The sequence below is a fragment of the Klebsiella huaxiensis genome (assembly GCF_003261575.2).
Lineage (GTDB): Bacteria > Pseudomonadota > Gammaproteobacteria > Enterobacterales > Enterobacteriaceae > Klebsiella > Klebsiella huaxiensis.
Window position 1 is genome coordinate 5,779,936 of the sequence record NZ_CP036175.1, and the last position, 21,035, is coordinate 5,800,970.

At 54.9% G+C, this 21,035-nt stretch carries 15 protein-coding genes and 2 rRNA genes; 8 read left to right on the forward strand and 9 right to left on the reverse strand.

Going from position 1 to position 21,035, the window contains the following annotated elements; genetic code table 11:
* The first annotated feature begins 124 nt into the window (after positions 1-124).
* Together sorE and DA718_RS27675 are read left to right on the forward strand one after the other, a co-directional pair.
* Entirely contained in the window at positions 125-1,357 is a 1,233-nt protein-coding gene (sorE, locus tag DA718_RS27670) for an L-sorbose 1-phosphate reductase (protein WP_112215916.1), read from the forward strand.
* Positions 1,350-2,159, forward strand: a complete 810-nt coding sequence (locus tag DA718_RS27675) for a shikimate 5-dehydrogenase (protein ID WP_112215917.1) — start codon at positions 1,350-1,352, stop codon at positions 2,157-2,159. Before sorE ends, DA718_RS27675 begins: the two co-directional genes overlap by 8 nt.
* 193 nt (positions 2,160-2,352) lie before the next feature.
* Here the strand turns inward: DA718_RS27675 and DA718_RS31100 are convergent, their stop codons facing one another.
* Entirely contained in the window at positions 2,353-2,568 is a 216-nt protein-coding gene (locus tag DA718_RS31100) for a type II toxin-antitoxin system CcdA family antitoxin (RefSeq protein ID WP_407657775.1), read from the reverse strand.
* A gap of 45 nt (positions 2,569-2,613) precedes the next feature.
* Between DA718_RS31100 and DA718_RS30985 the strand changes: the two genes are divergently transcribed.
* From DA718_RS30985 to pepE, 3 genes are all read left to right on the forward strand, one after another.
* The gene (locus DA718_RS30985) at positions 2,614-2,910 is read left to right on the forward strand and encodes a TetR/AcrR family transcriptional regulator (RefSeq protein WP_221888549.1); all 297 of its coding nucleotides are present in this window, start codon (positions 2,614-2,616) and stop codon (positions 2,908-2,910) included.
* Positions 2,856-3,041, forward strand: coding sequence for a TetR/AcrR family transcriptional regulator C-terminal domain-containing protein (locus DA718_RS30795; RefSeq protein ID WP_260611019.1), 186 nt, complete (start codon positions 2,856-2,858; stop codon positions 3,039-3,041). The genes DA718_RS30985 and DA718_RS30795 overlap by 55 nt, the downstream gene beginning before the upstream one ends.
* A 91-nt stretch (positions 3,042-3,132) precedes the next feature.
* Positions 3,133-3,822 (forward strand): dipeptidase PepE, encoded by a 690-nt coding sequence (gene pepE, locus DA718_RS27690; RefSeq protein WP_112215919.1) that lies wholly within the window; start codon positions 3,133-3,135, stop codon positions 3,820-3,822.
* Between the two features lie 224 nt (positions 3,823-4,046).
* Here pepE and DA718_RS27695 read toward each other — a convergent pair whose 3' ends face one another.
* Both DA718_RS27695 and metH read right to left on the reverse strand, forming a co-directional pair.
* Positions 4,047-5,678: a Na/Pi cotransporter family protein gene (locus DA718_RS27695; RefSeq protein WP_112215920.1), complete on the reverse strand. Its 1,632-nt coding sequence runs from the start codon at positions 5,676-5,678 to the stop codon at positions 4,047-4,049.
* 264 nt (positions 5,679-5,942) lie between these two features.
* The gene (gene metH / locus DA718_RS27700) at positions 5,943-9,626 is read right to left on the reverse strand and encodes a methionine synthase (RefSeq protein ID WP_112215921.1); all 3,684 of its coding nucleotides are present in this window, start codon (positions 9,624-9,626) and stop codon (positions 5,943-5,945) included.
* A gap of 194 nt (positions 9,627-9,820) precedes the next feature.
* Between metH and iclR the strand changes: the two genes are divergently transcribed.
* The gene (iclR, locus tag DA718_RS27705; RefSeq protein WP_112215922.1) at positions 9,821-10,648 is read left to right on the forward strand and encodes a glyoxylate bypass operon transcriptional repressor IclR; all 828 of its coding nucleotides are present in this window, start codon (positions 9,821-9,823) and stop codon (positions 10,646-10,648) included.
* 9 nt (positions 10,649-10,657) lie between these two features.
* Entirely contained in the window at positions 10,658-11,062 is a 405-nt protein-coding gene (locus tag DA718_RS27710) for an ASCH domain-containing protein (protein WP_112215930.1), read from the forward strand.
* Positions 11,063-11,076: 14 nt separating this feature from the next.
* On the opposite strand, the gene aceK is transcribed toward DA718_RS27710, so the two are convergent.
* The 4 genes from aceK to metA form a co-directional block, all read right to left on the reverse strand.
* The gene (gene aceK, locus DA718_RS27715) at positions 11,077-12,819 is read right to left on the reverse strand and encodes a bifunctional isocitrate dehydrogenase kinase/phosphatase (protein WP_112215931.1); all 1,743 of its coding nucleotides are present in this window, start codon (positions 12,817-12,819) and stop codon (positions 11,077-11,079) included.
* Positions 12,820-12,873: 54 nt separating this feature from the next.
* Complete coding sequence (gene aceA, locus DA718_RS27720; RefSeq protein ID WP_112215932.1) at positions 12,874-14,178, reverse strand: isocitrate lyase; 1,305 nt, start codon at positions 14,176-14,178, stop codon at positions 12,874-12,876.
* 93 nt (positions 14,179-14,271) lie between these two features.
* A complete protein-coding gene (gene aceB, locus DA718_RS27725; RefSeq protein ID WP_112215923.1) occupies positions 14,272-15,873 on the reverse strand; it encodes a malate synthase A in 1,602 nt (533 codons plus the stop codon).
* Positions 15,874-16,133: 260 nt separating this feature from the next.
* Positions 16,134-17,063 carry a homoserine O-acetyltransferase MetA gene (metA, locus tag DA718_RS27730; protein WP_112215924.1) on the reverse strand — a complete coding sequence of 310 codons (930 nt, stop codon included), beginning with the start codon at positions 17,061-17,063 and terminating at the stop codon, positions 16,134-16,136.
* A gap of 156 nt (positions 17,064-17,219) precedes the next feature.
* Here metA and DA718_RS27735 point away from each other — a divergent pair, with 156 nt between their 5' ends.
* A complete protein-coding gene (locus tag DA718_RS27735; protein WP_112215925.1) occupies positions 17,220-17,657 on the forward strand; it encodes an acetyltransferase in 438 nt (145 codons plus the stop codon).
* A 100-nt stretch (positions 17,658-17,757) separates the two neighbouring features.
* Here DA718_RS27735 and rrf read toward each other — a convergent pair.
* Both rrf and DA718_RS27745 read right to left on the reverse strand, forming a co-directional pair.
* Positions 17,758-17,873, reverse strand: a 5S ribosomal RNA gene (rrf, locus tag DA718_RS27740).
* A 194-nt stretch (positions 17,874-18,067) separates the two neighbouring features.
* Positions 18,068-20,974 (reverse strand): 23S ribosomal RNA (locus DA718_RS27745).
* Positions 20,975-21,035 lie beyond the last annotated feature (61 nt).

The following is a 21,035-nucleotide window of genomic DNA, read 5'->3' on the forward strand; positions in this document are numbered from 1 at the left end:
CCCAAAAGATTTCGCAGTACGGCAAGGCGGCAACTGAACGTATCCCTGAGAGCGTAGATCCACTACGTGACCCGGGTGCCAACACAGCCGTAATGCGAAAGATGAAGGGGATGAGGTGGTAAACATGCAAACAACAACAGCCCTGCGCCTTTACGGCAAACGCGACCTGCGCCTGGAAACCTTCGAACTCCCGGCGATGCAGGATGATGAAATCCTCGCCCGTGTGGTCACCGACAGCCTGTGTCTCTCCTCCTGGAAAGAGGCGAATCAGGGCGAGGACCATAAAAAAGTGCCGGACGATGTAGCGACCAACCCGATCATCATCGGCCATGAGTTCTGCGGTGAAATTATCGCCGTCGGTAAAAAGTGGCAGCACAAGTTTCACGCCGGTCAGCGCTATGTGATTCAGGCCAACCTGCAACTGCCGGATCGCCCGGACTGCCCCGGCTATTCATTCCCATGGATCGGCGGTGAAGCGACCCACGTGGTGATCCCTAACGAAGTGATGGAGCAGGATTGTCTGCTCTCATGGGAAGGCGATACCTGGTTTGAAGGCTCGCTGGTGGAGCCGCTCTCCTGCGTAATTGGCGCGTTCAACGCTAACTACCATCTGCAGGAAGGGACCTATAATCACACGATGGGCATCCGTCCGCAGGGACGCACGCTGATCCTCGGCGGCACGGGTCCGATGGGACTGCTGGCTATCGATTACGCGCTGCATGGCCCGATCAACCCGTCGCTGCTGGTGGTTACCGATACCAATAAGCCAAAACTCAGCTATGCGCGTCAGCACTATCCATCCGAACCGCAAACGCTGATTCACTATCTTGATGGCAATGATGCCAGCCGCGAAACGCTGATGGCGCTCACCGGCGGTCACGGTTTTGACGATATTTTCGTTTTCGTCCCTAACGAACAGCTCATCACCATGGCTTCATCGCTGCTGGCCGCGGACGGCTGCCTGAACTTTTTTGCCGGTCCGCAGGATAAACAGTTCAGCGCGCCGGTCAATTTTTACGATGTGCATTACGCTTTCACCCACTATGTGGGTACCTCCGGCGGTAATACCGACGATATGCGCGCCGCCGTAGCGCTGATGCAGGCGAAAAAAGTCCAGACGGCAAAAGTGGTGACCCATATTCTGGGACTTAACGCGGCGGGCGATACCACCCTGGATTTACCGGCGGTTGGCGGCGGTAAAAAGCTGGTCTACACCGGGAAAAATATTCCGCTTACCGCGCTGGGGGAAATTAGCGACCCGCATCTGGCGGCGATTATGGAGCGCAACCACGGTATCTGGTCAAAAGAGGCGGAAGAGTACCTGCTGGCCCACGCGGAGGATATTACTCATGATTAATCGCGACACGCTGCTGTGTATGTCTCTGGCCGGTCGTCCGGGCAACTTCGGCACCCGGTTTCATAACTATCTGTATGAAAAGCTGGGACTGAACTATATCTATAAGGCCTTTACGACCAGGGATATTGAAGCGGCGGTCAAAGGCGTGCGCGCGTTAGGTATTCGCGGCTGCGCGGTATCGATGCCGTTTAAAGAGAGCTGCATGCCGTTTCTCGACGCTATCGACCCTTCGGCGAAGGTGATCGATTCGGTTAATACTATTGTCAACGACGACGGTAAGCTGACCGGGCTGAACACGGACTACATCGCGGTGAAAAGCCTGATTGACAGTAACCAACTCGATTCCTCCGCCAAAGTGATGATCCAGGGCAGCGGCGGGATGGGTAAAGCGGTGATCGCCGCCTTTCGCGATGCGGGTTTCCGCGACGTGATTATCGCCGCCCGTAACCGTGATAATGGTCTGGCGCTGGCGAAGCAGTATGGCTTTCAATGGCAGCCAAAGCCGGAGGGGATCCCGGTGGATATTCTGGTTAACGTCACCCCGCTCGGTATGGCGGGCGGCGCAGAAAGCGAAACTCTGGCCTTCAGCCAGACAATGGTGGAACAGGCCAGCGTGGTGTTTGATGTGGTCGCCCTGCCGCCGGAAACCCCGCTTATCAAGCTAGCACAGCGGCTGGACAAGCAGGTGATCAGCGGCGCGGAAGTCATTGCCTTACAGGCCGTGGAGCAGTTTACACTCTACACCGGCGTACGCCCTGACGATGCGCTGGTCGCCGAAGCTTCAGCGTTTGCCAGAGGGTAAGTAGCCACCCAAACTCAGGCACAATGTGCTCCCTCTCCCTTTTTAAGGGAGAGGGCAGGATGAGGGTTAACGCTCAGTAAGCTATCCGGGGAATGTCCCGGAGGCGGTGCTCGACGCGCCTTGTCCGGGCTACCAAACCTCAGACCGCACGGGCCTGTAGCCCGGTCAGCGCAGCGCCACCGGGGAGACATAGTTAAAACGATCGCTGAAAATCGCTAAATGAGCCATTTTCAGTCACCCACTGGTTAATGGTATCAATCGAATGCTGATGTTCCCATTGCCACCCGGACGCTTCACCCGCTGGTGCCCCCTTCTTCTCGCATATCTTTTTGCATAATAGGCTCTCCAGATAACATTTCTTCCTCTCAAACTTATCGTATTTCCAGACGGGTAACACGCCCCAGAACACCAGCTTACGCAGGTCTTCCGCGAACTGGGCTATGAAGGGGCCTCAATGGCGGAAATCTGCGCCCGCGTCGGCGGCTCTAAGGCCACGCTGTATAACCATTTTTCCTCAAAAGACGAGCTGTTTTTTGAGGTGATGTCGCGCCTGTGTGAAGAGGAATTCTCCGCAATGCTGGAGCGCGGCGACATTACGCTGTCGCTGAATCAGTTTGGTCAGCGCTTTTTGCACTTTATCTACTCTCCGGATGTGCAATCCAACCAGCAGCTGATCGCCGATTTTTATCTCTCGCCATGGAGAATGGTTTGCTGCACCGTGCCGATCCGCGCATTACAGCGCTGCACCTGAGCGCGTTGCTACAAGCGGAGCTAATGGACAGGTTCTTATTCTGCCAGCAAGAGAGCGTTGATGATGAGGAAGTGCGGCAGGTCACGGCGCGTGCCGTCGAGGTGTTTATGGCGGCTTACCTCCCGCGTTAAGCTCATTCTAGCGTGAGCCACGTCAGCAAGCAGAATGATAAGCTGTGCTAACATCCGCAACCGACGAATCATCTGGCTGAATGGAGAAATGATGGAACTGCTGTTATTAAGTAACTCAACGCTACCGGGCAAAGCCTGGCTGGAACATGCGCTACCGACGATTGCCGGGCAGCTAAACGGCCGTCGCTCAGCGGTGTTTATTCCTTTCGCCGGGGTGACGCAAACCTGGGACGATTACACTGCGAAAACAGCCGCCGTCTTTGGCCCAATGGGCGTGGCGGTCACAGGAATTCACAGCGTGGCTGACCCGGTGTCGGCGATTGAAAACGCAGAGATTGTTATCGTTGGCGGCGGCAATACTTTCCAGTTGCTCAAAGAGTGCCGCGAGCGCGGCCTGCTGGCACCGATGGTGGATGTGGTGAAGCGCGGCGCGCTGTATATCGGCTGGAGCGCGGGGGCTAACCTTGCCTGCCCGACCATCCGCACCACTAACGATATGCCGATTGTCGATCCTCAAGGCTTTGATGCGCTGGGGCTGTTCCCGCTGCAAATTAACCCGCATTTCACCAACGCCCTACCGGAAGGCCATAAAGGCGAAACCCGTGAACAGCGCATTCGCGAGCTGCTGGTAGTCGCGCCAGAGCTGACGATTATCGGCTTGCCGGAAGGCAACTGGATTCAGGTGACACAGGGCCACGCTACCCTCGGCGGCCCGAACCCAACGCTGGTGTTCAGGGCTGGAGAAGAGGCGGTAACCCTTAATGCAGGGCATCGTTTCTGATCCCTTGATCTCACTTTCCCGGAGGCGGCGCTTGACGCGCCTTGTCCGGGCTACTCAACCCCAGACCGCACGGGCCTGTAGCCCCGTGTAAGGCTTCTGCCGCGACCCGGGGAATTTCCCGGAGGCGGCGCTTGACGCGCCTGTCCGGGCTACCCCACCCCAGACCGCACGGACCTGTAGCCCGGTCAGCGCAGCGCCACCGGGGATTTTTGCGACATCACCGGTTAATACTCGTCCCGCTCATCGTCCTCATCCGGCTGCTCCATCACGCTATAGGCCACCGAGCAAAACAGCGAGTTCAGACGCTTCATGTCGCCCAGTAGCGCCAGATGCAGCGTACTGGTTTCAATACTTTGCACGTTTTGCTGATGCAGGCGGTCAACGTGGGCATGCGAATAGCGACGGTTTAAAATGCGAAAACGATGCTTACTACGTCGCAGACGACGGGCACTCGGCACGTCACCGGAGAAAAAGACCGACATCGCCAGCTGTAGGTTACTCAGTAATTGATCGTACAGCCCATCGAGCTCCTTCAGCCCCTCCATGGAGAAGGCGCGGCGCGCAGCCAGAGATTTATCGGCGATTTCACTACCCATTCTCTCGACAATGTCCGAAGCCTGTTCCAGGTTGAGCGCCATTTCAATAATCTCCGCCCAGCGGCGGGATTCCTCTTCCGCCAGCTCCTCTTTCGGCATGCGCGCCAGATAGAGTTTAATCGCGGTATAAAGCACGTTGATGTCATCCGCCATCCGTCGCAGCTCTTTCTCCTCGCGCGACTCGCCGTGCATGATTTTGCGCAGACCTTCCAGCATCTGCTCCATCGCATCACCGATACGCAACGTTTCACGAGCGGCATTGGCCAGCGCCAGCGCGGGGGTATCCAGCGCCGAGGTATCCAGATGCTTCGGCTTCAGGCGCGCATCCAGCTCCGGCTCGTCGCGAATCAAACGCTTACAGAGACGGGCCATTGGCTCAGCGAACGGCACCATGGCGATACAGCGGATCAGGTTGTAGAAGACGTGGAAGTAGATAACCAGCTCAGCTTCCGCTAGCGGCAGCTTATGCATCACCTCCGCCAGGACATGGACAAACGGCAGGATAATCAGGCTACCCACCAGCTTAAACAGCAAGCTGCCAAGCGCAACGCGGCGCGCGGCGGCATTCGCTCCGCTGTTATTGAGCATCGCCAGCAGCCCGGAGCCGAGGTTAGCGCCAATCACCAGGCACAGCGCGACCGGAAACGAAATCACGCCGGTCGAGGTTAACGTGGCGGTCAGCAGCACTGCGGCCAGGCTTGAATAGCTGATGATCGCAAATACCGCGCCAATCAGCGCATCCAGCATAATATCGCCGGTCAGCGAGGCGAAAATCACCTGCACGCCATTGGCCTGGGTGATGGGATGCACCGCCTGTACGATCAGCTCCAGCGCCAGCAGAATCAATCCAAGGCCAATCCCCACGCGCCCAAGCTGGCCCGCGCGCGTTTGCTTACGCCCAAGGAAGAAAATCACGCCGATAAAAATCAGCAGCGGCGAAAGCCATGACAGATCGAAGGTCAGCACCCTCGCCATCAGCGCGGTGCCGACATCAGCACCCAGCACAATTACCAGCGCGGGGGCCAGCGCCACCAGGTCCTGAGAGACAAACGAGGTCACCAGCATGGTGGTGGCGTTGCTGCTCTGGACCAGCGCGGTGACGCCAATGCCCGCACAGAAGGCGAGCGGCTTTTTCTCCACGCTGCTGCTCAGAACGCTTCGCAGGCGTGCACCGTAGACGCGCATCACGCCGGTGCGAACAATATGGGTGCCCCACACCAGCAAGGCGACGGCAGAAAGCAGGTGTAGCAGAGTTAACACGGAATCAGCTTCTCCTTATATTTATACACTTTATCCTTCAAGCTGCCTCTTTGTTGGCTGCACCAGCTCACTCCAGTCACTTACTTGAGTAAGCTCCTGGAGATTCACCGGTTTGCCGCCTCGACGCATCTCGAATGACTGCGTGTAGACACTTTTCCCGAGAGGTCACAGCCTTCTTTCAGTATAAGGGTTTAAACACAATAAAGAGACAGGGCGCTCATTGAGTGCCCTGTTAGTTGTAAGGAAAGATAACTGATTGCCGAATCAGTCGGCGTCATATCCCAAATTCGGCGCTAACCAGCGTTCAACTTCCGCCACGCTCATCCCTTTACGCAACGCGTAGTCTTCCACCTGATCGCGCTGGATTTGCGCTACCGCGAAGTACTTGCTGTCCGGGTGGCTAAAGTACCAGCCGGAGACCGAGGCACCGGGCCACATGGCGAAGGATTCGGTCAGCTTCATGCCGGTGTGTTTTTCCACTTCCAGCAGCTCCCAGATGGTCGCCTTTTCGGTGTGCTCCGGGCAGGCAGGATAACCGGGCGCCGGGCGGATCCCCTGGTAGTTTTCGCGGATCAGCTCCTCGTTGCTGAGGTTCTCGTTCGCCGCGTAGCCCCAGTACACTTTACGCACCCGCTCATGCAGATATTCGGCAAAAGCTTCCGCCAGACGGTCGGCAATCGCCTTCACCATGATCTTGTTATAGTCATCGTGCTGCGCCTCGTAAGCATCGGCCAGCGCGTCCTCTTCAAGACCGCCAGTTACCGCGAACGCGCCGATGTAGTCCGCTTTCCCTGACAATTTCGGGGCGACAAAATCCGCCAGGCAGTAGTTAGCAAAGCCGACTTTCTCCGTTTGCTGGCGCAGATGACGCCCCACGTTCAGCACATGGGTACGGGTTTCATCGCGATAGATTTCGACATCATCGCCAACGCGGTTTGCCGGGAACAACCCCACCACGCCGCGTGGATTAAGCGCTTTCTCAGCACTCAGCTTATCCAGCAGATCGTTAGCATCTTTGAACAGTCGCTGCGCCTCAACGCCGACCACTTCATCTTCCAGAATGCGCGGATATTTCCCGGCCAGCGACCAGGTCATAAAGAACGGCGTCCAGTCGATATAGTTACGTAGGGTTTCGATACTGGCTTCAACCTCCTGCACGCCCAGACGATGGGCCACCGGCGGCGTATAGTTTTCCCAGTCAAAGGCCAGATCGTTATCGCGCGCCGCCTCCAGCGTGACCGGCGGCGTACGCGGCTTTTTGCGCGCGTGCTGAATGCGCACGGTTTCATACTCTTTACGGGTACGAGCAACGAAATCATCATGTTGGGTATCGGAGAGCAGCGAAGCCACCACACCTACGGTGCGTGAGGCGTTCTGAACGTAGACCGTCGGGCCGCTATAGTTTTGCTCGATCTTCACCGCCGTATGCGCTTTCGAAGTCGTCGCGCCGCCGATCAGCAGCGGAATGGTAAAGCCCTGGCGTTCCATCTCTTTCGCCACGTTGACCATTTCGTCCAGCGACGGAGTAATCAGTCCGGAAAGGCCTATCAGATCCGCATTCACTTCTCTCGCCGTTCTGAGGATTTTCTCTGCCGGTACCATCACCCCAAGATCGACGATTTCGTAGTTGTTACATTGCAGCACCACGCCAACGATATTTTTACCGATGTCATGAACGTCGCCCTTCACGGTCGCAATGACCATCTTGCCGTTGCTGGAGCCTTTCTCTTTGCTGGCTTCGATATACGGTTCGAGATACGCCACCGCCTGCTTCATCACGCGGGCAGATTTCACCACCTGCGGCAGGAACATTTTCCCTTCACCAAACAGATCGCCGACTACGTTCATGCCGTCCATCAGCGGGCCTTCAATCACTTCAATCGGGCGCGCGGCCTGCTGACGAGCTTCTTCGGTATCCAGCTCGATAAATTCGGTAATGCCTTTGACCAGCGAATATTCGAGACGCTTTTTCACTTCCCACGAACGCCATTCAGCCTGCTGGATGTTGGCACTTTCGTCGGCTTTGCTACCGCGATATTCCTCCGCCAGATCCAGCAGACGTTCAGTGCCATCATCGCGGCGGTTCAGAATCACATCTTCAACCGCATCGCGCAGCTCGGCGGGCAGGTCGTCGTAAATCGCCAGCTGACCGGCGTTGACGATGCCCATGTCCATGCCATTACGGATAGCGTAATAGAGGAACACCGCGTGGATCGCTTCGCGCACCGGGTCGTTGCCGCGGAACGAGAAAGAGACGTTGGAGACGCCGCCGGAAATTAGCGCATGCGGCAGCTCACGTTTGATGTCTTCACAGGCACCGATAAAGTCCTGGGCGTAGTTGTTGTGCTCTTCAATGCCGGTCGCCACGGCGAAAATATTCGGGTCAAAAATGATGTCTTCCGGCGGGAAGCCCACTTCTTCGGTGAGAATCTTGTACGCCCGGCGGCAAATCTCAATTTTGCGTGCTCGGGTATCGGCCTGGCCCTGTTCATCAAAGGCCATCACCACCACGGCGGCACCGTAGCGGCGCACCTTTTTGGCATGGTGGATAAACGGCTCAACGCCCTCTTTCATCGAGATGGAGTTGACGATGCCTTTGCCCTGAATGCACTTCAGCCCTTTCTCGATGACGTCCCATTTCGAGGAGTCGATCATAATCGGCACGCGGGCAATATCCGGCTCACCGGCGATCAGATTGAGGAATCGCACCATCGCCGCTTCGGCGTCGAGCATGCCTTCATCCATGTTGATATCGATAATCTGCGCGCCGCTTTCCACCTGCTGGCGGGCAACGTCCAGCGCTTCGTTGTATTTTTCTTCTTTAATCAGGCGCTTAAATTTTGCCGAGCCGGTCACGTTGGTACGCTCGCCAACGTTCACAAACAGGCTGTCATCACCGATATTCAGCGGCTCAAGGCCTGCGAGACGGCAGGCAACCGGCAGCTCCGGCAACTGGCGCGGCGTCAGCCCTTCAACGGCGCGGCTCATGGCGGCGATATGTTCCGGTGTGGTGCCGCAGCAGCCGCCAACGATATTCAGGAAGCCAGCCTCAGCCCATTCACGGATTTGCGCCGCCATATTGTCGGCATCCAGGTCGTATTCACCAAAGGCGTTCGGCAGCCCGGCGTTCGGGTGCGCGGTGACGTAGCATTCGGCAATGCGCGACAGCTCCTGCACGTACTGACGCAGTTCATCCGGGCCTAACGCACAGTTGAGTCCAAAGGTCAGCGCATCGGCGTGGCGCAGCGAGTTATAGAAAGCTTCGGTGGTCTGACCGGAAAGCGTACGCCCGGAGGCGTCGGTGATGGTGCCGGAAATCATAATCGGCAGATCCACGCCCAGCGCTTCAAACTCTTCCTTCACCGCAAAAATCGCCGCTTTGGCGTTAAGGGTATCGAAGACGGTTTCAATCAGGATCAGGTCACTGCCGCCCTCCACCAGCGCTTTGGTGGATTCGCGATAGGCCGCCACCAGCCCATCGAAAGTGATATTGCGAAAGGCCGGGTCGTTGACGTCCGGGGAAATAGACGCGGTGCGGTTCGTCGGGCCGAGTACGCCTGCGACATAGCGCGGTTTTTCCGGCGTGCGGGCGGTCCAGGCATCGGCGCTGGCGCGGGCCAGCTTCGCCGCCGCAAAGTTGATCTCCGCCGACAGGGATTCCATCTGGTAATCCGCCATCGCGATGGTCGTCGAGTTAAAGGTATTGGTTTCAATGATATCCGCCCCGGCCGCAAAGTAGGCATCGTGGATCGCGGTTATCACCTCAGGCTTGCTGAGAACCAGCAGGTCGTTGTTGCCCTTCAGATCGCACGGCCAGTCGGCAAAGCGATCGCCACGAAAGTCCTGCTCGCTCAGACGATAGCTCTGGATCATGGTACCCATGCCTCCGTCCAGAACCAAAATACGTTCTTTTAACTGCTGATGCAGTTGCTCAACTTTGCTGCTCACACTCGCTCCCGACAACGCTCAATCAGACCGAAAAAACTCAACAGACCATACTGGCATAAACCAGGAGGGTGGAAAAGAAAACAACGGCAACATGAGACATGTTCAGCTTCACTCATCCGATCAGTCGGGTAGTGATTGCATTATCGCCAAATAAAACGAAAATAATTTCCACGATACAGAAAAAGGAGTCCGCGATGGCTACCCCCGTTCCTGCAAAACGCGGCAGAAAACCTGCCTCTCCAGCAGCCACTCCGGCTGGTGGACAAGTTCAGTCCCTGACACGTGGCCTGAAGCTACTCGAATGGATTTCTGAATCTCACGGCAGCGTCGCGCTGACCGAGCTGGCCCAGCAGGCCGGTTTGCCTAATTCGACCACTCACCGCCTGCTGACCACCATGCAGCAGTTGGGTTTTGTTCGTCAGGTTGGCGAACTGGGGCACTGGTCGGTGGGGGCGCATGCTTTTGTCGTCGGCAGTAGCTTCCTGCAAAGCCGCAATCTGCTGGCGATCGTCCATCCGATTCTGCGCCAGCTGATGGAAGACTCCGGCGAGACGGTGAACCTCGCGGTGCTGGACCAGGGCGACCATCAGGCGATTATCATCGACCAGGTACAGTGTACCCAGCTAATGCGTATGTCAGCGCCGATTGGCGGTAAGCTGCCAATGCACGCTTCCGGCGCGGGGAAAGCGTTTCTGTCGCAACTGAGTGAAGAGCAAGTGACCAGCCTGCTGCACCGTAAAGGCCTGCATGCTTATACTCACGCCACGCTGGTGTCGCCGGTGCATCTGAAAGAAGATTTGGCCCAGACGCGTAAACGCGGCTATTCGTTTGATGATGAAGAACACGCCCTTGGCCTGCGCTGTGTGGCATCGTGTATTTATGATGAACACCACGAGCCGTTCGCCGCGATTTCTATCTCCGGGCCGATTTCGCGCATTACCGACGATCGCGTTACCGAACTGGGGGCGCTAGCGATTAAGGCGGCGAAAGAAGTGACGCTGGCATATGGAGGAGTGCGATAAATGAGCGATCTGAAATCATACTGGCAGGATAAATACCCTTCCGCTTTCTGCTGGTCTTTCGGTGATTCACCGGAGCTCGCCGACGAGCTGGCAGCCCTGGTCGTCGCCGGGAAAAAGCGCGGCACCTGCGGCTCGCTTGCCAGCTATCAGCAAGAGCTGCTGCCCGTGACGCCTGGGGCATATCACATTGTGCTGGACGGCAAAGGTAAAGCAGTCTGTGTGATACGCACCCTGGCGCTCCGGCTGATCCGTTTCAATGAAATGAACGCGGAACTGGCTGCGCTGGAAGGCGAAGGTGATTTGAGCCTTGCTTACTGGCAATCTGCGCATCAGGCGTTTTTTGAGCGCGAAGGCACCTGGGCGCCGGATATGGAGCTGGTTTACGAAGAATTCGCCGTTATTGAGGTGGCCTGAACCAGGCCATTTACTTAACCCGCCTGCTGTAGGTTGTCGTAGCGCACGCAAAAGCGCTGGCGACGGCGATAGGCGTAGACATCTTCCACGTGGCCTTCTCGAATCCGCGTTTGCAACGCCCGCCAGTAATCAGCACGCAGCAGGTCGGCATGCATCTCTTCAAATAGCGGCCCGATGCGCCGGTCAGCGCACAGCCAGTGGCGAAACTCTTCCGGGAAAACATCGCCCGGCGAGACGCTATACCAGGGCTCGCTGGCGAGCTCATCCTCCGGGTAGCGCGCCGGCGGGATCTCGCGGAAATTCACCTCCGTCATATAGCAAATTTCATCGTAATCGTAGAACACCACCCGGCCGTGACGCGTGACGCCAAAGTTCTTAAATAGCATATCGCCGGGGAAAATATTGGCGGCGGCCAGCTGACGAATGGCGTTCCCGTACTCCTCTACCGCATCGCGCAGCGCCTGACCGTCGACCTGCTCCAGCCAGATATTCAGCGGTACCATTCGCCGCTCGATATAGAGATGGCTGATGATGATCCGCTCCCCCAGGTCGGTGATTTTTGCTCCAGCCTCGGTTTGGAGCAGAGCCATGAGTTCAGGCGCAATTTGCCGTTTCTCCAGCACAAAGTTTTCAAACTCCTGGGTATCCGCCATTCTCCCCACGCGGTCGTGCTCTTTAACCAACTGATAGCAGGCACGCACGTGTGCGGCCGTCATCTCTTTCTGCGGCGCAAAATTGTCTTTGATTACCTTAAATACCCGGTCAAATCCCGGCAAGGTAAATACCAGCATCACCATGCCGCGAATGCCCGGCGCTTCGATAAATTGCTCATCGCTGCGGGAGATATAGTGCAGGTATTCGCGATAGCTTTCGGTTTTCGCATGCTTCTGGCAGCCAATCGCCATATACAGTTCGGCGGTGGTTTTACCCGGCAGGATATCGCGCAGCCATTCGACCAGCGCGCCGGGCAACGGCGCGTAAACCATAAAATAGGAACGGGCGAAGCCAAAAACGATACTCGCTTCGGCATGCGTCGTCAGACAGGCATCGACAAACAGTTCACCTTCATCGGTTCGATGGATTGGCAGCAGGAAAGGCAGCGTCGCCATTGGCGTGACGAGTTTACCCACCAACCAGGCAGCTTTATTGCGATAAAACAGTTCGTTCGCTACCTGCAAATACGACCGGGAGAGCAGTTCACAGCCAAGCGCTTCCTGCAAACAAACGTTGATATAGCCGATATCACGCACCCGGTTTTGCCACGGCAGACGCAGAGGGAGATCGGATAACACCTTGCGTAATAAGGTGTCCCAGCCACGATCGGGGAAGAAATCTTTTGCCAGCGGGCGTGGGATAGAGCGCAAACGGCGCTCGGGCTGTGAACTGAAAATAAAAAGCCGCTCGGGAGTCAGCGAGCGGTGGTCAAACAACCGACAATAGACGGAATTGAAAAAACTCTCCGCAATTTCGAAGCGAGGGTAATCCGGCAACAAGTGGGTATAGTGCTCTTTCACCCGCAGCAAAAAATCAGCATCGGTATTTTTGCCATCGGTAATGCAGCGCAGCTGTTCAACGACCAGACCAACATGGTGATCGTAGAGATGGATACGCTGTTTCATCGCCTGCTGGACGGCATGCCAGTCAGCCTGTTCAAAGCGCTGCTGGGCGCCGGAAGTTACTTCAAGAAAACGTCCGTACTGGGCGTCAAAACCCTGCAAGATAGTTTGAGCAATCAATAATTCCAGGCCACGCGTCATAGCTTCCCCCTCATCCATCCCTCTCCCCCCGGAGCGAGGGAGAGGGGGAAATCATCAGAACTGTTCTTCTTCTGTTGAACCGGTTAACGCCGTGACGGACGAGGCCCCACCCTGAATAATAGTGGTCACCTTATCGAAGTAGCCAGTGCCGACTTCCTGCTGATGAGAGACAAAAGTGTAACCATCTTTAGCCGCCGCAAACTCCGGCTGCTGGACCTTCTCAACGTAGTGCTTCATGCCTTCACCCTGCGCGTAAGCGTGCGCAAGGTCGAACATGTTGAACCACATGCTGTGAATACCGGCCAGGGTGATGAACTGGTACTTGTAGCCCATATCCGCCAGCTGCTGCTGGAAGCTGGCGATGGTTTTATCATCCAGTTTTTTCTGCCAGTTAAAGGACGGCGAGCAGTTGTAAGCCAGCAGCTTGCCCGGATATTTGGCGTGAATCGCATCGGCAAAGCGTTTCGCCAGCTCAAGGTCCGGAGTGGAGGTTTCGCACCACACCAGGTCAGCATACGGTGCGTAGGCCAGCCCGCGACTGATCGCCTGTTCGATACCGGCGTGGGTACGGAAGAAACCTTCGCTAGTACGGTCGCCAGTGATAAATTCGCGATCGTAAGGGTCGCAGTCTGACGTAATTAAATCCGCCGCATCAGCATCAGTGCGGGCAATAACCAGCGTCGGGACCCCCATAACGTCGGCCGCCAGACGTGCGGCAACCAGTTTCTGAATCGCTTCCTGGGTCGGTACCAGCACTTTCCCGCCCATATGACCGCATTTCTTCACCGAGGCCAGCTGATCTTCGAAGTGAACGGCCGCTGCACCGGCCTCAATCATCGATTTCATCAGCTCAAAGGCATTAAGCACGCCGCCAAACCCTGCTTCCGCATCGGCGACGATCGGCAGGAAATAATCGGTGTAACGCGGATCGTTCGGCTCAATGCCAGCAGACCACTGGATCTGATCCGCGCGGCGGAAGGTGTTGTTGATCCGATCAACAACCGCCGGTACCGAGTTCGCCGGATAGAGCGATTGATCCGGGTACATGCTGGAGGCCAGGTTGGCGTCCGCCGCGACCTGCCAGCCAGAAAGATAGATCGCTTCAATGCCCGCTTTCGCCTGCTGCAACGCCTGTCCACCGGTCAGCGCGCCTAAGCTGTTGATGTAGCCTTTTTTCGCTTCGCCGTGCAGCAAGCGCCACATCTTCGCCGCACCCAGTTGGGCCAGGGTACATTCCGGGTTGACTGAGCCACGAAGCTTCACCACGTCTTCGGCGCTGTACGGGCGGGTAATACCTTCCCAGCGCGGGTTGGTCCATTCTTTGTTTAATTCTTCGATTTGTTGGGTACGGGTCGTCATGTGCAGATGCTCCATATTATTTTTACCCGTCATCTTTCGCGCCGCAGGTTCGTTGACTGCAACGCGAAATCCATAGGGTAAATTGTGGGTGAATTAGGCCAGCAGGCGGTAACCTGGCAGAGTTAAGAAATCAATAAGCTCATCGGAAGTGGTGATTTGTTCCATCAGGCGGGCGGCTTCATCAAAACGCCCGCTGCTGTAGCGGTGCTCGCCCAGTTCGTCCTGAATCACCCGCATCTCTTCAGCCAGCCACTGGCGGAATAGCGCTTTGGTCACCGGCTTGCCGTTGCTCAGGGTTTTCTCGTGATGGATCCACTGCCAGATAGAGGTACGGGAGATCTCGGCCGTTGCCGCATCTTCCATCAGGCCATAAATCGGCACGCAGCCGTTTCCGGAGATCCACGCCTCGATGTACTGCACCGCCACGCGAATATTGGCGCGCATGCCCTCTTCGGTTCGTTCACCTTCGCAGGGAGCCAGCAGCTGCTCGGCGGTAATCGGCGCATCATCATCGCGGGTGACAAACAGCTGGTTTTTGTTCTCGCCCAGCACGCCGTTAAAGACGGCCATCGCGGTATCCGCCAGCCCCGGATGGGCGATCCAGGTGCCATCGTGGCCGTTATTGGCTTCCAGCGATTTGTCGGCTTTTACCTTATTCAGTACCTGGTTATTTCGCTCAGCATCTTTGCTCGGGATAAATGCCGCCATGCCACCCATCGCAAAGGCTCCGCGCTTATGGCAGGTTTTAATCAGCAATCGCGAGTAGGCGCTGAGGAAAGGTTTGTCCATCGTCACCACCTGGCGGTCTGGCAAAACGCGATCCGGGTGATTCTTCAACGTCTTGATATAGCTGAATATGTAGTCCCAGCGCCCGCAGTTCAGACCCACAATATGGTCACGCAGCGCGTGCAGGATCTCATCCATCTGGAAGACGGCCGGCAGCGTTTCAATCAGTAGAGTGGCTTTGATGGTGCCGCGCGGAAGCTCAAAGCGGTCTTCAGTGAAGCTAAAGACTTCACTCCACCACGCGGCTTCCTGCCAGGCCTGAGTTTTCGGCAGATAGAAATACGGCCCACTACCTTTTGCCAGTAAAGCCTTGTAGTTGTGGAAGAAATAGAGAGCAAAGTCGAACAGGCTGCCGGGAATCGCTTCCCTGCGCCATGTCACGTGTTTTTCCGGCAGATGCAGACCACGTACGCGGCAGATCAGTAATGCCGGGTCTGGCTTGAGCTGATAGATCTTTCCTGCTTCGTTGGTATAGCTGATAGTGCCGTTAACCGCATCACGCAGGTTAATTTGCCCATCAATGACCTTGCTCCATTCGGGTGCCAGCGAGTCCTCGAAATCAGCCATAAAGACTTTCACGTTCGCATTGAGCGCGTTGATAACCATTTTGCGCTCAACCGGGCCAGTAATTTCCACCCGGCGATCCTGCAAGTCTTCAGGGATACCGCGAATCTTCCACTCACCATTACGAATGGAATCTGTTTCCGAAATAAAATCAGGAAGCTTACCGTTATCAATTTCCTGCTGCTGCTGGATGCGCGCTGCCAGCAATTTGTTGCGCTCAGGCGTAAAGCGGCTCACCAGTTCGGTCAGGAATTCGACTGCCTCAGGCGTAAGTATTTGCTTCTCTTGCTCGCCATAGGGCTGGCTAAAAGCCAGTTCATCAGTAATTGTCGCCTGCTGCGTCATTGTGCTGCTCCTCTTGGTTGATCCAGTTGGCGCGAACGTAAGATCGTTGTGTAGTTTTCGTTCAGCACAATTAAGATTACGCAATTAAATTACAAAATCAAAAACAATTTCCATTTTTAATTTAAATATCAATTAACTTATTGATAACAATAAAATTAAAAATAAATTACAACATGAAGCAGATTTCGAAAACAAAAAAGGCACCCGAAGGTGCCAGAGGCAAAGTGCTGAAACGCTTTAGGATCGTGTTATGTAGAAGATTAATCCAGTGTCGGATTCATATGGCGTAGATCGTATGGCGTGATCTGGTAAACGTAATAGTTGAGCCAGTTGATAAATAGCAAATTACCATGACTTCGCCAGCTGGCTCGTGGTTTGTTCTGCGGATCGTTTTGTGGGAAATAATTGTGCGGGATCTGTGGATCGAGGCCAGCTTCAACATCGCGGAAAAACTCGCTGGCAAGGGTATTCGCATCATACTCAGGATGGCCGGTCACGAAGGCGATGCGCTTATCTTTACTGGCAAACAGGTAGGCATCACCCTCTTCCGTCTCCGCCAGAATCTCTAAATCCGTGTAGTCACGAATCAATACGGCCGGAAAGTCGGCATAGCGTGAATGTGGGGCAAGGAAAGAGTCGTCAAAACCACGGGTTAATAAAGCATGGGGCTGTAGAATATGGTGTTCGTATACCCCAGAAATTTTTTCGGAACGAGTCTGTTTTGGGATGCCGTAGAGAATATTGAGCGCGGCCTGTACCGCCCAACAGACAAACAAGGTTGAGGTGACATGATCTTTAGCCCACTCCAGCACCTGCTTGATCTGCGGCCAGTAGGCAACATCATTAAACTCAACTAACCCCAGGGGGGCGCCGGTAACAATCAAACCGTCAAAGTTTTGATCGCAAATATCCTCAAAATTACAATAGAAGTTATTCAGATGCTCCGCTGGTGTATTGCGCGACTCCCGAGCATCAATGCGTAGCAGCTGGATATCAAGCTGCAGCGGAGAATTCGAAAGCAACCGCAGAAACTGGTTCTCGGTTTCTATTTTCTTCGGCATCAGATTGAGGATGAGCACCTTCAGCGGGCGGATTTCCTGAGTTGTCGCGCGAGTCGTCGTCATCACAAAGACGTTTTCATTACGCAAGAAATTGACGGCCGGCAGCTCGTCCTGCACCCGAATTGGCATAACTTTGTTACCTCATAGCATACGTATAAACGTTTAGACATCCAGATAGCTGAAGATACCCAGGAATCTGGTGAATGTCGAGCCTGCAAGTACAGGGTGAGAAAATTTCACGGAGATATTTGAGTTAGAATATAAGAATGAATAAAAGGAGAATATATGGTTATTAGTATCCGCCGTTCACGGCATGACGAAGGGGAAAAACTGATTGCGATCTGGTGTCGTTCGGTCGATGCAACGCACGATTTCCTGTCAAAAGAGTATAGGGCGGAACTGGAAGAGCTGGTGAGTTCGTTTTTGCCGGAAGCACCGCTGTGGGTCGCGGTGACGGAGGAAGATGAACCTGTCGCCTTTATGCTTCTTACAGGTGAGCACATGGATGCGTTGTTCGTCGATCCCGATGTTCGCGGCTTTGGCGTGGGGAAATTGCTGATCAACCATGCGCTGACGCTATCATCAAAACTGACGACCAACGTCAACGAGCAGAATGAACAGGCGGTTGGATTTTATAAGAAGATGGGCTTTAAGGTGACGGGACGTTCAGATACGGACGATCTGGGAAAACCGTATCCGTTGCTCAATTTGGTGCACGAGTAATATACAAGGCCGGATGAGACAAAGCTGACATCCAGTTTTTTTAAATACCATAAAAACGCAAAAAGCCCATCCTGACGAATGGGCTCTTCACTTAATTAATGCCTGGCAGTTCCCTACTCTCACATGGGGAGACCCCACACTACCATCGGCGCTACGGCGTTTCACTTCTGAGTTCGGCATGGGGTCAGGTGGGACCACCGCGCTGTCGCCGCCAGGCAAATTCTGTTGTCAGAAACGAATCTTTTACACCGATGCTGTGTTGGCTGCATTCGTAAAGTCAGTCACATACTCCAGTATGCTCCTTCCTTTCCTTCATTTGCTGCCTTGCCTCTGCGTAAAATCTTTCGTTCCCGAAAATCTGTAATCTAAGCTGAAAATCATCTCTCACGCCAAAACATCTTCGGCGTTGTAAGGTTAAGCCTCACGGTTCATTAGTACCGGTTAGCTCAACGTATCGCTACGCTTACACACCCGGCCTATCAACGTCGTCGTCTTCAACGTTCCTTCAGGACCCTTAAAGGGTCAGGGAGAACTCATCTCGGGGCAAGTTTCGTGCTTAGATGCTTTCAGCACTTATCTCTTCCGCATTTAGCTACCGGGCAATGCCATTGGCATGACAACCCGAACACCAGTGATGCGTCCACTCCGGTCCTCTCGTACTAGGAGCAGCCCCCCTCAATTCTCCAGCGCCCACGGCAGATAGGGACCGAACTGTCTCACGACGTTCTAAACCCAGCTCGCGTACCACTTTAAATGGCGAACAGCCATACCCTTGGGACCTACTTCAGCCCCAGGATGTGATGAGCCGACATCGAGGTGCCAAACACCGCCGTCGATATGAACTCTTGGGCGGTATCAGCCTGTTATCCCCGGAGTACCTTTTATCCGTTGAGCGATGGCCCTTCCATTCAGAACCACCGGATCACTATGACCTGCTTTCGCACCTGCTCGCGCCGTCACGCTCGCAGTCAAGCTAGCTTATGCCATTGCACTAACCTCCTGATGTCCGACCAGGATTAGCTAACCTTCGTGCTCCTCCGTTACTCTTTAGGAGGAGACCGCCCCAGTCAAACTACCCACCAGACACTGTCCGCAACCCGGATCACGGGTCCACGTTAGAACACCAGCCATTAAAGGGTGGTATTTCAAGGATGGCTCCATGCAGACTGGCGTCCACACTTCAAAGCCTCCCACCTATCCTACACATCAAGGACCAGTGTTCAGTGTCAAGCTATAGTAAAGGTTCACGGGGTCTTTCCGTCTTGCCGCGGGTACACTGCATCTTCACAGCGAGTTCAATTTCACTGAGTCTCGGGTGGAGACAGCCTGGCCATCATTACGCCATTCGTGCAGGTCGGAACTTACCCGACAAGGAATTTCGCTACCTTAGGACCGTTATAGTTACGGCCGCCGTTTACCGGGGCTTCGATCAAGAGCTTCTCCGCGAGGATAACCCCATCAATTAACCTTCCGGCACCGGGCAGGCGTCACACCGTATACGTCCACTTTCGTGTTTGCACAGTGCTGTGTTTTTAATAAACAGTTGCAGCCAGCTGGTATCTTCGACTGATTTCAGCTCCATGAGCAAGTCACTTCACTTACCATCAGCGTGCCTTCTCCCGAAGTTACGGCACCATTTTGCCTAGTTCCTTCACCCGAGTTCTCTCAAGCGCCTTGGTATTCTCTACCTGACCACCTGTGTCGGTTTGGGGTACGATTTGATGTTACCTGATGCTTAGAGGCTTTTCCTGGAAGCAGGGCATTTGTTACTTCAGCACCGTAGTGCCTCGTCATCACACCTCAGCGTTAAATGACGTTCCGGATTTACCTAAAACGCCCGCCTACATGCTTAAACCGGGACAACCGTCGCCCGGCTAACATAGCCTTCTCCGTCCCCCCTTCGCAGTAACACCGAGTACAGGAATATTAACCTGTTTCCCATCGACTACGCCTTTCGGCCTCGCCTTAGGGGTCGACTCACCCTGCCCCGATTAACGTTGGACAGGAACCCTTGGTCTTCCGGCGAGCGGGCTTTTCACCCGCTTTATCGTTACTTATGTCAGCATTCGCACTTCTGATACCTCCAGCAACCCTCACAGGCCACCTTCAACGGCTTACAGAACGCTCCCCTACCCAACAACACATAGTGTCGCTGCCGCAGCTTCGGTGCATGGTTTAGCCCCGTTACATCTTCCGCGCAGGCCGACTCGACCAGTGAGCTATTACGCTTTCTTTAAATGATGGCTGCTTCTAAGCCAACATCCTGGCTGTCTGTGCCTTCCCACATCGTTTCCCACTTAACCATGACTTTGGGACCTTAGCTGGCGGTCTGGGTTGTTTCCCTCTTCACGACGGACGTTAGCACCCGCCGTGTGTCTCCCGTGATAACATTCTTCGGTATTCGTAGTTTGCATCGGGTTGGTAAGTCGGGATGACCCCCTAGCCGAAACAGTGCTCTACCCCCGAAGATGAATTCACGAGGCGCTACCTAAATAGCTTTCGGGGAGAACCAGCTATCTCCCGGTTTGATTGGCCTTTCACCCCCAGCCACAAGTCATCCGCTAATTTTTCAACATTAGTCGGTTCGGTCCTCCAGTTAGTGTTACCCAACCTTCAACCTGCCCATGGCTAGATCACCGGGTTTCGGGTCTATACCCTGCAACTTAACGCCCAGTTAAGACTCGGTTTCCCTGCGGCTCCCCTATTCGGTTAACCTTGCTACAGAATATAAGTCGCTGACCCATTATACAAAAGGTACGCAGTCACCCAACAAGTGGGCTCCTACTGCTTGTACGTACACGGTTTCAGGTTCTGTTTCACTCCCCTCGCCGGGGTTCTTTTCGCCTTTCCCTCACGGTACTGGTTCACTATCGGTCAGTCAGGAGTATTTAGCCTTGGAGGATGGTCCCCCCATATTCAGACAGGATACCACGTGTCCCGCCCTACTCTTCGAGTTCACAGCCTGTGTGTTTTTGTGTACGGGAGTATCACCCTGTACCCTGCGACTTTCCAGACGCTTCCACTAACACACAAACTGATTCAGACTCTGGGCTCCTCCCCGTTCGCTCGCCGCTACTGGGGGAATCTCGGTTGATTTCTTTTCCTCGGGGTACTTAGATGTTTCAGTTCCCCCGGTTCGCTTCGTTAAGCTATGTATTCACTTAACGATAGTGCAACGAATTGCACTGGGTTTCCCCATTCGGAAATCGTCGGTTATAACGGTTCATATCACCTTACCGACGCTTATCGCAGATTAGCACGTCCTTCATCGCCTCTGACTGCCAGGGCATCCACCGTGTACGCTTAGTCGCTTAACCTCACAACCCGAAGATGTTTCACTTCATGATTGCGAAAATTTGAGAGACTCGAACACACCGT